The sequence below is a fragment of the Algibacter sp. YIN40 genome (assembly GCF_057219435.1).
In genome coordinates this window covers 166,635-179,321 of the sequence record NZ_JBXVVC010000004.1, presented here as the reverse complement: position 1 = coordinate 179,321, position 12,687 = coordinate 166,635, and the positions used below count along the sequence as shown (strand labels likewise).

Sequence of the window (12,687 nt, the reverse complement as noted above, 5' to 3'; positions counted from 1 at the left end):
TAAGATTTATTTATTAAAAATGCAACTGCGAGCTATTATTAAACAAAAATGCCTTCAAAATTGAAGGCATTTTATAAAATATTTAAAAAGTAAATTAGTTTACTGCGCTAGATAAATCTGAACCAGCTTTAAACTTTACTACGTTTTTTGCTTTGATTTTTATAGTAGCTCCTGTTTGAGGGTTTCTTCCTTCTCTTGCAGCTCTTCTAGAAACTGACCAAGAACCGAATCCAACTAAAGAAACTCTGTTACCTTTTTGTAAAGCACCTTCAATTTCGATTAGAGCACACTCTAAAGCTTTTTTTGCAGCTGCTTTAGTAATTCCAGCGTGTTCTGCCATTGCGTCGATTAAATCTGTTTTGTTCATAATATAAATTTTAATTATTAATAAATTGGTTAAACAATTTTTGTTAAATCCTTTACAAATTTATACGGATTATGCAATCATGCAAGTAATAGCAAGCGAAATGCATGCCATTGTTGATAACTTGACACATTTGTTAATAACGGAGGTGTTTTTTGTCGATTATTTATTAATATCAGTGTTAGTAAGGCTTCAGAGAACTTTAGCATTAGAATCAAATTGATATCCATTTAGAAGCGATTTTACATCCATTTTACGTCTACCAGGAAGTTTAATTTCTATCAAATTTATATAACCACCTGTAACAACTACCTTTAATTCTTTTTTGTTAGATATAATGTTACCAATGGGTAGCTTATGTTCAAGAATTTCTTTCTTAGCTTTATAAATTTTAATATCAAAAGTATCATCACCATTAATTAACGACGTGTAAGCAGTAGGGTATGGACTCAAACCACGAATCTTATTATATATATTGTTTATGGAATCTGTCCAGTCGATTTTACAGTTGTCTCGATTTAGTTTATAAGCTGTTTTTAAATCTGGGATATGTACTTGTGGTTTAGTTTTAGCTTTGTTCTTTTTAATTAAAGAAACAGTTTTTAAAACTAGATCGCTTCCTAATAGCATTAATTTATCATGGAGACTTCCTGCATCTTCTTGAGAATCAATAAGGGTTTCTTCCTGTAAAATCATTTCTCCTGTATCAATCTTATCATCAATAAAAAATGTAGATACACCTGTTTTTGTTTCACCATTAATAATAGCCCAATTAATAGGAGCCGCTCCACGGTAGTTTGGTAATAAAGACGCATGTAAATTAAAAGTACCATACTTTGGCATTTGCCAAACAACCTTAGGTAACATTCTAAAAGCCACCACTATTTGTAAATTGGCATTTAGAGATTCTAATTCTTTGATGAAATGGTCATTTTTTAAATTTGTGGGCTGCAGAATATTTAAACCTTGTGATTTTGAATATGCTTTCACGGCACTCTCATGTAACTTACGACCACGACCAGCAGGTTTGTCTGGAGCTGTAATAACGCCTACAATGTTATAGTTGTTTTCAACCAGAGCTTTTAAAGTATTAACCGCAAAGTCGGGAGTTCCCATAAATACAATTCTTAAATCCCTCATAAATGGCTTAATTTATATGTGTTTATTTTTGTTATACGTATAATATCGTGTTCTAGTAAAATAGCTAGTGTTTCTTTAATGTCTTTTTCTGAAAAGTCTAAAGCTGAAACCATAGCTCTTGATGATTGTTCTTCAACTTCTAATAATTCTATTATACATTTTTTTATAGAATTCTCATCTTTAGAAGCGTTATTTTTTTTTGATTTAAGGCAAACAGTACAAATACCACATGGTTCTATTTCTTCTTCACCAAAATAGGCGAGTAGCTGCATGTTTTTGCAAACGGTATCATTTTCAGCATAGTCAAGAATCGCTTTTACCTGTTCTTGTTTTAGTTTGTTTTGTTGCTCAATAATTGTAGCTATGCGATTAATAGTTTTATCATCCTCTCGTGGCTGAATAAAGGTTACTTGAGCATCTGTTTTTACTAAATGCAAATTAATAATGCCATCGCTTTCTAATTGCTGCAGGGTTTTTATAACATGAGATTCAGATGTTGAAGCCTTTTCAGCAACTCTAATAGTATTTATTTTGGTATCGTGGTCAAAAATACCACCATAAACACGGAGCATAGATTTAACTGTTAAAACTAAGTCTTGATGCGTTTCTAAATAATTAAATAGAGAAGGACTCGATATTATAAATTGAACCGAAACATTATTTTTAAATTGCTTAGAAAGGTTAATAACACTATTTCTATCCAATAGTAATAAAGCGTTATATGTTAAAATAGTACTAAACTTATAGGTTTTGCAAAATGAATTAAAATTAAAATCATGTACAGTGAAAACTCCTTCACCATAAGAAATTTGAAAGTAGTTACACAGTTTTCTATATACTTGCTTCACAAAGTCAACGGATGGCAATACTTTTAAAAACTGATTTTTAACTAATACTTCATCGCTATTGTTTTTCAATAAAACAGCGAATGCTTTTTCGCCATTTCTTCCAGCGCGACCAGCCTCCTGGAAATAACTTTCAATACTTTCGGGTAAATTAATATGGATAACCGTTTTTACATCTGGTTTATCAATTCCCATACCAAAGGCATTTGTAGCTACCATAACTTGACTTTGGTTATTAAGCCAGAGATTCATGTTATCTTCTTTTTCATTATTCGATAAACCACCATGATAAAAGGTCGCAGAAATATTTTTCGATTTCAAAAAAGAGGATAGTTCTATAGTTAATTTCCTGTTTCTAACATAGATAATTGATGCTGCTTTATGTTTCTTTAAAATGGTTTCAATACGATAATATTTATCGTTTTCATGAAAAACCATATAAGCCAAGTTAGGACGATAAAATGATTGTTTAAAGATTTTGGGTTGAATAAAATCGAGTTCTTTCGTAATGTCTTCAATAATATGTGTTCTCGCAGAGGCAGTAAGAGCTATTACATTTACAGTAGGATGTAATTGCCTTAATAGTACTATATTTTTATAGGCTGGTCTAAAATCGTTACCCCATTGCGAAATACAATGTGCTTCATCGACAGCGATTAAATTCACATGCATTTGCTTGATGCGATCTTGCACCAATTCTTGTTGTAAACGTTCTGGAGATAGATATAAAAATTTATAACTTCCATAAATACAATTATCTAAAAGTGTATCTAACTCGCTAAAAGAAATACCGCTAGTAAGTGACATTGCTTTTATACCTTTTGCATTTAAAGCAGTTACTTGGTCTTTCATTAATGCTACCAACGGGGATACAACAATACAAATGCCGTCTTTGGCTAATGCAGGTATTTGAAAGCAAACCGATTTACCTCCGCCTGTTGGTAATAAAGCAAAAGTGTCTTCTCCTTCAATTACGGCATTAATTATAGCTTCTTGTTGCGGTCTAAATGCTGTAAAATTCCAATAGCGTTCTAATATGTTTATAGGATGAGTCAATAGGTTTATAGACTATTTATTATATGATTTGCACGCTCTTCAATACTCCCGAAAGGAACATCTATAATATTATATCCAAACTTTTTATAAGTATGTTCTAAATGATCATGAATTTTTAAGACTTCGTCAAAATTTTCAAATCGAGCGTTGTCGGTTTTATAAATGGCTTTCCATGGCGGAAGCAAAAAGACATTTGTATACGTATGATTATTACAAGCATTTGTAAATAAGTCTCCATATTCTTGATTAAAGAAGTCCATATAAGCTAATACATCAGGTATGCCGCGGTCAAAAAAACAGGTTTGTTCACTTAAAGAATCCCCTTGTTTAAATTGATTAATACGGCCATTTAATAACCGCGTATTAAAATCTAAGGGGTCTTTAGCGAAAACAATTGGGTTAGAAATATGGGTTGAAACATCTACCTCCTTTTTGGCTTCAGAAGTTAACGATCTTATAACTTCATCAAAACAATAAAATCCTTTTGCTTTTAAAGCATTTATAACCGAGGTTTTCCCTGTTCCAGCACTACCCGTAATAACAATTTTTTTTATATTCAATTCAGCAATATTTGCTGTAAAAATCGGAATTTAACTGCTATAAAAAAAATAGAAAGGAAACCGACATGATTAAAATTATTATTAAAATTCAAGGTGATGATTATTTTAAATATTAAAGGTTACATGAAACAATAAAAAAAACAATAAAATAAATTCATGAAACTGTATATTTGTTGCTTAAAAATTGACAATGAGCATGCCTTCAAATTCAGAAGAATTTTATAAAAAATTAAGAGTCCAATTGTACGATACTGCTTTATGGCCTTCGGAGTACCTGTATAAATTTATTGTAACAACGAATTCAGAAAAAATTGAGCAAATAGAATCGCTTTTCGATAATATGGGAGCGGTAATAAATACAAAAGAATCTAAGAACGGAAAATACACAAGTGTTTCTATTAATGTAAAGATGAAAAACCCTGATGCAGTAATAGAAAAATATAAAGAAGTTTCAGAAAAAGTTGAGGGTGTGATAAGCCTATAGTTTTTTTTTGTATTTTGCGCTTGCATAGCAACTACATGCACAAACATTTAACTCTACACATTTATTTTGATAGATAATTTAGAATACAACACAGAGCGTGAACATTTAATAATTCCAGAATACGGACGTCATTTACAGAAAATGATTAATCACGCTAAAAGTCGCGAAACAAAAGAAGAACGCAATAAATTAGCAAAAGCCATTATATCTGTAATGGGCAATCTGCAACCACATTTAAGGGATGTTCCTGACTTTCAACATAAGCTTTGGGATCAGCTTTTTATTATGGCCGATTTTGAATTAGATGCAGACTCGCCATATCCTAAACCCACTAGAGAAGTTTTTGAAGAAGCACCAGACCCGTTAAAATATCCTCAAAACCATCCGAAGTACCGTTTTTATGGTAATAATATAAAAACGATGATTGATGTCGCTAATACATGGGAAGATGGCGAATTAAAAGAAGCCTTAACCTATACCATTGCGAATCACATGAAAAAGTGTTTCTTGAATTGGAATAAAGACACGGTTGAAGATGATGTTATTTTCAATCATTTGTTTGAATTATCTGATGGCAATATTGATTTACGAAACTCTGAGGAAGATTTATCAGATTCTACAAGCTTAATGCGTACAAAAACTAAGTATAGTACTAATAAAAAAGGTGGCCATAAGAAAAACACCAACCGTCAAAGAAAACGCTACTAACATTTATGGGAACATTTAAAATTGAAGGAGGCCATCAATTAAAAGGAAGCATTCAGCCTCAAGGCGCCAAAAACGAGGCGCTTCAAGTTTTATGTGCGGTTTTATTAACGCCAGAAGTGGTTACCATTAATAACATTCCAGATATTATAGATGTAAATAAGCTTATAAAACTTCTTGAAAAATTAGGCGTTAAGATTAAAAAATCAGGACAAGGTTCTTATTCGTTTCAAGCCGATAACGTTAATTTAAATTATTTAGAATCCGATCAATTTAAAATAGACGGCAGAGGACTTCGAGGATCTATAATGATTGTTGGCCCTTTATTAGCACGTTTTGGAAAAGGATATATCCCGAAACCAGGTGGCGATAAAATTGGTCGTCGTAGGTTAGATACCCACTTTGAAGGACTTATAAAACTTGGTGCTAAATTTGGTTATAGCAGAGAAGACCAGTTTTATGGTGTTGAAGCTAAAAGACTAAAAGGTACTTACATGCTTCTTGAAGAAGCATCTGTTACAGGTACAGCAAACATTGTTATGGCAGCTGTATTGGCCAAAGGACAAACAACAATTTACAATGCAGCTTGCGAACCTTATCTCCAGCAATTATGTAAAATGCTGAATAGAATGGGTGCCAAAATTAGTGGTGTAGGTTCTAATAAACTCATTATTGATGGGGTAGCAAGTTTAGGTGGCACAAACCATAGACTACTTCCAGATATGATTGAAATTGGAAGTTGGATTGGGCTTGCAGCTATGACAAAAAGTGAATTAACCATTACCAATGTATCTTGGAATGATTTAGGGGTGATACCAAATGTTTTTAGAAAACTAGGTATTACTGTTGAAAGACAAGGCGACGATATTCATATTCCTGCACATACAGATGGTTACGAAATACAAAGCTTTATTGATGGTTCTATTTTAACCATTTCTGATGCGCCTTGGCCGGGGTTTACGCCAGATTTATTAAGTATTATTTTAGTAGTGGCAACACAGGCAAGAGGCAGTGTATTAATACACCAAAAAATGTTTGAAAGCCGCTTATTCTTCGTCGATAAGCTAATTGATATGGGAGCTAAAATCATTTTATGCGACCCACATCGTGCAACGGTAATTGGGCATGATTATAAATCGACTTTAAAAGCTACTACCATGACATCTCCAGATATTCGTGCTGGGGTGTCGTTGTTAATTGCTGCGCTTTCAGCTAAAGGGACTTCAACTATCCAAAACATTGAGCAGATCGATCGTGGTTACGAGCGCATTGCAGAGCGTTTGCGTGCTATTGGGGCTAAGATTGAGCGGATAGATTAAGTTTTTTTGTTTTTTACTATTATGTATAACATGTTTGTGTATGATTAGTTATAAAAGGCTTATGCTTACTATTTTTAACTAATAATAAAAAGAACAAAAGGGAATTATAAGGTAAAGTGTTATTCTTGAAATTTTAATTTCACTCCTTTTGAGAGTCCAGGAGATTTGAAACAGCTTGGTACTTGAAGTGAATCAATAAGTCCTGAATATTCTAAGGCACCACGAAAGTAAGAGTTTGAATTATAGCCGTTTTTCGAAATTTCAGGAAGTAAAACATATTTCAGAGAATTATCATAGTTTTTTTCATATTCCAAAACTCGTTCAATAACATCTACATCATTTGATGCGATTTTTTTAACAAATACTCTCTTTCCAGATTTGTCGTTGTCGATTCTATCAAAATTTGGTACTTTAATTAAATTACCTAGTTTTGATGCGGTAGTGTCATATGCGCATTCTGAGCTCGCACTAATTGTCGTTTCCCAAAATGTCTCTTTCTCATAATTTTGCTTATTAAAGTATACAACATTTTCTTCTAAAAAGTCTCGAGTATTTATATCATAAAATTGCGCTGATCTTTCTTCATAGTCAGAATGCAGGACATTAGGATTTTTTATGAGTATAATTACAAATAGGTGATAGAATTCCATTCCTTTAATTTTTAGTATATCTACATGATTTATACCAAGAAATACAGCGTTTTCTTCAGTTTTTTCTAAAGTGATTTTGTCAGAAGGATATTTTCTTGCCATTCTTTTTGTTGACATACATTTTGTTAAAAGAAGAATTATAACAATATAAGAAAAATATCTTTTCATTTATTTTTTGAGATTAAATTATCACAACCATATTTAATATTAGAACAACCCAGTAATTTCACCAGCTTCGTTAATATCCATATTCTCCGAAGCAGGATGTGCAGGTAACCCTGGCATGCGCATAATATCGCCCGTTATAGGAATTAAAAACCCGGCACCGGCAGCAATTTCAATTTCTCTAACCGTAATAATAAAATCTTTTGGACGGCCCAATAGTTTTGGGTTATCGGATAAGGATTTTTGAGTTTTAGCAATACAAACGGGAAGATGGTCTAGTCCTAAATTAGTAATCTTCCTGAGGTCTGCTTTTGCTTTTGCTGTATAATCTACATGTTCTGCTCCGTAAATTTCTGTGGCTATGGTCTCGATTTTAGAAGTTACCGAGGATTTCCAATCGTATAATGGTTTAAAATTAGACTTGTTTTCATCCACAATGTCTATAACATGTTGCGCTAATTCTAGGGCGCCTTCGCCACCTTTAGCCCAAACGTCTGCTAAAGCCAAACGAATCCCTTTTGAGGCTGCAAATTCTTTTATGGCGTTAATTTCAGCGTCGCTATCAGATACGAATCTATTTATGGCTATTACTGGAGATACCTTAAACTTAAATATATTTTCTATATGTTTTTCTAAGTTAGGAAGTCCATTTTTAAGTGCTTCAACATTTGGAGTGGTAAGCGATTTTAAATCGGCACCGCCGTGATATTTTAAGGCACGTATGGTTGTTGTAAGAACAACGGCTTTTGGTTTTAGTCCGGCACTTTGGCACTTAATATCAAAGAATTTCTCTGCGCCTAAATCGAACCCGAAACCAGCTTCGGTTACCGTGTATTCAGAATGCGTCATGCCCATTAAAGTCGCAATCACGGTATTGGTACCTTGAGCAATATTTGCAAAAGGGCCGCCATGTATTATGGCTGGATTACCTTCTATGGTTTGTACAAGATTAGGTTTAATGGCATCTCTTAATAAAACGGTCATAGCGCCTTCTGCCTTTAAATCTTTAGCATAAATAGGGTCTTTATCGTATGTGTAGCCAATAAAAATATTACCTATTCGTTTTTTTAAATCGGTGAGGTTTTCTGCTAAACAAAGAATAGCCATTATTTCTGAGGCTGCTGTAATATCGAAACCAGTTTCTCTAGGCACCCCAGAGGTTGTACCTCCTAAACCCACAATTACACGTCGTAATGCACGATCGTTCATATCTATAACGCGTTTCCAACCAATGGTTCTAGGGTCAATACGCAAGGACGTTGTTTTACTCTGAATATTATTATCAATAATTGCAGACAATAAATTGTGTGCTTTTTCAATCGCTGAAAAGTCGCCTGTAAAATGGAGATTAATATCTTCCATCGGAAGCACTTGAGAGTAGCCTCCACCAGTTGCACCTCCTTTAATACCAAACACAGGACCTAAAGAGGGCTCTCTTAAAACGACGGTTGTCTTTTTGCTCAAGCGATTTAGTCCTTCAGATAATCCAATTGACATAGTTGTTTTTCCTTCACCTGCCGGCGTTGGAGAAATAGCCGAAACTAATATAAGATTACTTTCAGACACTTTCTGTTTGTTTATTGCTTGTAAAGGGAGTTTTGCTTTATACTTACCATACATTTCAATTTCGTCTGTATTAACGCCAAATTTTTCTGCAATTTGCGATATAGGTTTAAGCGTAATGGCTTTTGCAATTTGTAAATCAGTCATAAGCTATAGATTTTGCACAATTATTTATAATTCAATTTCAAAAGTTCATTTCCTAAATTAGCTATGTACAAAGTTTTACCATCTTTTGAGAAGAACATACCTGTTAGCAATCCAGGAAGAGGTTCATATAATTTTGGAGTAAATAAGTCTCCAAGCTCTAAACCTAAATGGTTTCTTCGAAACCATTCATTTGTAATTTTTTGATTTTCTTTTGTAGAAGCATCAAAAATTATATGTTGAGAATGGTTTTCGAAATCTACAGCAACCACTTGATTATTAACTGGTGATGCAACTATTAACCTCCCATCGCTGTCAACTAGAATATTATCAGGCGTTCCAACTGTCGCAACCACTCCAGAATATTTAATTTTTTCACCATGTTCATCTACCTCAAAAGAATGTACTCTGTCCATTGCTGTTTCTGAAACGTAAAGGTTTTTTTCAGCCTTATCCATGGTAACGCCATTTGCAAAATAGAGACTATCCTTAATTAATTCAGGAGCACTATTAAAATCTGTCATTCTGAAAATCGCTCCATTCGGGCCGGGTGAATTAATTTCCTTAAACATGCCTTGATAGTTCGTGTTTTTGGCACATTGGGTAAACCAAATTGCTCCAGTTTTATCAGAAAAGATTGAGTTCACTCCGTAAGTATGGTTGTAGATTAATTCTACTTCTTCAGAGGCTATATTTGTTCTGTATATTTTGCCATTAGCAACATCACACATTAATATATGTTTTCCATCGTGCTCTAAAACCATTCCATTTGGTGCAGCAATATTTTCAGGTGGGTTATGGATAAAACCTGCGTTTTTGAAATGACCAAAAGGTCTATTGGAGCCATCTTTTTCTATTATTCTTAATCCGTTTGCTTGGTCAACTACTACAATGCGACCATCATCTAAAGACACACCATCTTCCGCTCTCAACAAACTGCTATTTCCTGGAAATAATGTTGCATCCTTATAAGTTAAATAGGGTAATTGCTTATTTGTGTTTTTAGGGACTTCAATGTCCTTGTTTGGATTCTGTTGATTACAGCTAATAATTATAAAAATGGAAAGGAATAATGCGTAGTTGGATGGTTTCATATGTTTTTTATCAAGTATGAAACGAAGTTATTGCTTTTTTATAACAAATTCAAAAATAGAAAGCTACTGATTCAGAGCACTTTTATAAGTCTCTAAACAACGTTCTCTAGCCAATTTATGATCTACAATAGGTTGTGGGTAGGTGAGTTCCAGAAAATCGGGAACCCATGTTTTAATGTATTCTAAGTTTTTATCAAACTTTTGTATTTGCGTGGTTGGATTAAAAATCCTAAAGTAAGGTGCTGCATCGACACCACAACCTGCTACCCATTGCCAGTTTCCAATATTACTTGACATATCGTAATCGTGAAGTTTTTCAGCAAAATAAGCTTCGCCCCAACGCCAATCGATTAGCAAATGTTTACATAAAAAACTACCAACCAACATGCGCACACGATTGTGCATGAATCCTGTTTGGTTTAATTGCCGTATACCAGCATCAACCAACGGATAGCCAGTTTTACCCTCACACCATGCTTTAAATTCAGTTTCATTGTTACGCCATTCAATGCGATCATATTTTGGTTTAAAACTTTTATCTATCGTATGTGGAAAATGCCAAAGGATTTGCATAAAAAACTCACGCCAAATGAGTTCCTGCCAAAAGATTTCGTTGGTTTCTGCAATCGCTTTTTTTACCATTTTACGAATACTAACCGTTCCAAAACGAAGATGAGGACCTAACTTAGAAGTGGTGTCTTGAGCTGGGAAATTTCTGGTTGCTTCATATTGTTGAATTAAAGCAGGGGTTACTGTGTACGATTCTATTGTTTGGTCAGATTTTTTGAAACCAATATTTGCTAAACTTATATTAGGAAGTTGATTATCCTTAAATAAACTCTCAAGATTATCTTCCGATGGAAATGAGCGTACATCATTATTCTCAAAGCTCGCCTTCCATTTTTTCATGTAAGGCGTATAGACCAAATAGGGTGTCCCATCGCTTTTTACAACATCACTTTTTTCAAAAATTACTTGATCTTTAAATGTTTTAAAACCGATGTTGTTTTCAGCTAAAAAAGATTTGATTGCTTCATCACGTGCTTGACCGTAAGGCTCATAATCGTGATTGGTGTAAACTTCTAGAATATTGTATGCTTCAACCAAATTGGTGAAAATTTCTTTAGGCTTCCCATGATAAATAGCAATACTTCTGTCATGCTTATCTTGTAATGTCTTGCGCATGTCATTAAGTGTTTCATATATAAATGTAACACGCGCATCATCTTTTGGTAATTTATCTAAAATGTCAGAATCAAAAATAAAAATAGGTAAAACAGTGTGTTCTGATTGTAATGCGTTGTAAAGACCAACGTTATCATCTAATCTCAAATCGCGTCTAAACCAGAATATGTTTACTTTTTCATTCATTCAAAAAATATAATTTTTAATAAACCGTCGCATTGAGCGCAGTCGAAATACTATAAATCTTAGTACTTGAAGTTTTTATTATAATAAAGGGATAGGATTTAATATTTACCAAACAGTTCTTCAAGTTTTTCAGTACGATAATTGAATATTTCCTCTAGTTTAGGTTTCACTAAAATAGGGTGTACTAGCTGTCCCAGTATACCAAAAGGCACCTTATAGTCAATAATATCTTCCATTTCAACACCACCATCAATTTTATGTATAAAATGTTTATGATGCCATAGTGCATAAGGGCCAAAACGTTGTTCATCTACAAAATATTGTTTGTCAACACTATGGGTTATTTCTGTTACCCATTTGGTTTTTATGCCTAAGACGGGTGTTACCATATATTGAATTATTTGACCAGCATACATAGGTCTATCGGCACCAGATAAAATATGAAATCCCATATAATCGGGCGTTATTGTTTTTAGGTTCTTAGGGTCTGATAAAAAATTCCAAGCCTCATCAACTGTAATTGGCAAATTCTGTTTTTTATGTAATCTATATATTTTCATAAATCGCGTTTTTTTCCTCGAAACAGGAAATCTCAGTAATTTAATTATTGAATAAAATATAACCGTTTAAAGATGTAGCAATACACAACCAAATTAAATAGGGTAGTATCAATACTGTTTTTGTTCCAAGGTCCTTTCTAAACGACATTGTAAAAATGGCAACTACAATGGTTAAAAGCAGAATGATAATAAAACCGACGCCAACTAGGTACCGATTAAAAAAGATATAGTTCCAGATAACGTTTAAGATAAATTGTATACTAAACAACCCCACAACTGTTCCGGTAGGTTTTAATTTATACAAATACGCCATGTATATTGAAAAACAAATCATTATGGTTGTCCAAGCAACACCAAATACCCATCCGGGAGGAGTCCATGGGGCTTGGTTTAAATTTGTATACCATTCCGTTTGCGGTCCATTATTCATTAGCTCACTCCCAATGTATAAAGCGCCAAAATTTATAATTAGAAAGATAGCAATATACTTAAGCAGCTTCACTCTTCATGCTATTTATTTGTTCTGCAATTAATTGTGCTTGAGCATATTTTTCGTCACTAGCAGCTCTATTAATACTTGATAGTTTATGCCATTCTTGCATGAGTTGCTTAAATTTATCTTCTAATTTTTCTTTTTTTGATTTCTTTTTAAATAATCCGAACATAG

General features: G+C 33.4%; 14 protein-coding genes. 3 read left to right on the top strand and 11 right to left on the bottom strand.

Annotation, left to right across the window (positions count from 1 at the left end):
* Positions 1–94: 94 nt before the first annotated feature.
* The 4 genes from AC2D6V_RS14280 to AC2D6V_RS14265 form a co-directional block, all read right to left on the bottom strand.
* Positions 95–367: an HU family DNA-binding protein gene (locus AC2D6V_RS14280; RefSeq protein ID WP_298238758.1), complete on the bottom strand. Its 273-nt coding sequence runs from the start codon at positions 365–367 to the stop codon at positions 95–97.
* Positions 368–556: 189 nt separating this feature from the next.
* On the bottom strand, positions 557–1,504 hold the full coding sequence (gene fmt / locus AC2D6V_RS14275; protein ID WP_484649414.1) for a methionyl-tRNA formyltransferase: 948 nt from the start codon (positions 1,502–1,504) through the stop codon (positions 557–559).
* The gene (locus AC2D6V_RS14270; RefSeq protein ID WP_484649412.1) at positions 1,501–3,405 is read right to left on the bottom strand and encodes a RecQ family ATP-dependent DNA helicase; all 1,905 of its coding nucleotides are present in this window, start codon (positions 3,403–3,405) and stop codon (positions 1,501–1,503) included. Before AC2D6V_RS14270 ends, fmt begins: the two co-directional genes overlap by 4 nt.
* 5 nt (positions 3,406–3,410) lie before the next feature.
* Positions 3,411–3,965, bottom strand: coding sequence for an AAA family ATPase (locus tag AC2D6V_RS14265; RefSeq protein WP_484649410.1), 555 nt, complete (start codon positions 3,963–3,965; stop codon positions 3,411–3,413).
* A 190-nt stretch (positions 3,966–4,155) separates the two neighbouring features.
* On the opposite strand from AC2D6V_RS14265, the gene AC2D6V_RS14260 reads away from it, so the two are divergent.
* The 3 genes from AC2D6V_RS14260 to murA all read left to right on the top strand — a co-directional run bounded on the left by AC2D6V_RS14260 (position 4,156) and on the right by murA (position 6,473).
* Entirely contained in the window at positions 4,156–4,449 is a 294-nt protein-coding gene (locus AC2D6V_RS14260; protein WP_484649408.1) for a DUF493 family protein, read from the top strand.
* A 66-nt stretch (positions 4,450–4,515) separates the two neighbouring features.
* Positions 4,516–5,157, top strand: a complete 642-nt coding sequence (locus AC2D6V_RS14255) for a DUF4290 domain-containing protein (RefSeq protein ID WP_484649406.1) — start codon at positions 4,516–4,518, stop codon at positions 5,155–5,157.
* Positions 5,158–5,162: 5 nt separating this feature from the next.
* Positions 5,163–6,473 (top strand): UDP-N-acetylglucosamine 1-carboxyvinyltransferase, encoded by a 1,311-nt coding sequence (gene murA / locus AC2D6V_RS14250; protein ID WP_484649404.1) that lies wholly within the window; start codon positions 5,163–5,165, stop codon positions 6,471–6,473.
* A gap of 119 nt (positions 6,474–6,592) precedes the next feature.
* On the opposite strand, the gene AC2D6V_RS14245 is transcribed toward murA, so the two are convergent.
* The 7 genes from AC2D6V_RS14245 to AC2D6V_RS14215 all read right to left on the bottom strand — a co-directional run bounded on the left by AC2D6V_RS14245 (position 6,593) and on the right by AC2D6V_RS14215 (position 12,685).
* Positions 6,593–7,240, bottom strand: coding sequence for a hypothetical protein (locus AC2D6V_RS14245; RefSeq protein ID WP_484649399.1), 648 nt, complete (start codon positions 7,238–7,240; stop codon positions 6,593–6,595).
* 90 nt (positions 7,241–7,330) lie between these two features.
* On the bottom strand, positions 7,331–8,998 hold the full coding sequence (locus AC2D6V_RS14240) for a formate--tetrahydrofolate ligase (RefSeq protein ID WP_484649395.1): 1,668 nt from the start codon (positions 8,996–8,998) through the stop codon (positions 7,331–7,333).
* 20 nt (positions 8,999–9,018) lie between these two features.
* Positions 9,019–10,089 carry an SMP-30/gluconolactonase/LRE family protein gene (locus AC2D6V_RS14235; protein ID WP_484649392.1) on the bottom strand — a complete coding sequence of 357 codons (1,071 nt, stop codon included), beginning with the start codon at positions 10,087–10,089 and terminating at the stop codon, positions 9,019–9,021.
* Positions 10,090–10,152: 63 nt separating this feature from the next.
* A complete protein-coding gene (locus AC2D6V_RS14230) occupies positions 10,153–11,460 on the bottom strand; it encodes a cryptochrome/photolyase family protein (protein ID WP_484649389.1) in 1,308 nt (435 codons plus the stop codon).
* Between the two features lie 98 nt (positions 11,461–11,558).
* A complete protein-coding gene (locus AC2D6V_RS14225) occupies positions 11,559–12,020 on the bottom strand; it encodes an SRPBCC family protein (protein ID WP_484649383.1) in 462 nt (153 codons plus the stop codon).
* A 40-nt stretch (positions 12,021–12,060) separates the two neighbouring features.
* Positions 12,061–12,522: a TspO/MBR family protein gene (locus tag AC2D6V_RS14220; RefSeq protein ID WP_484649381.1), complete on the bottom strand. Its 462-nt coding sequence runs from the start codon at positions 12,520–12,522 to the stop codon at positions 12,061–12,063.
* Entirely contained in the window at positions 12,509–12,685 is a 177-nt protein-coding gene (locus AC2D6V_RS14215; RefSeq protein WP_484649378.1) for a Lacal_2735 family protein, read from the bottom strand. Before AC2D6V_RS14215 ends, AC2D6V_RS14220 begins: the two co-directional genes overlap by 14 nt.
* Positions 12,686–12,687 lie beyond the last annotated feature (2 nt).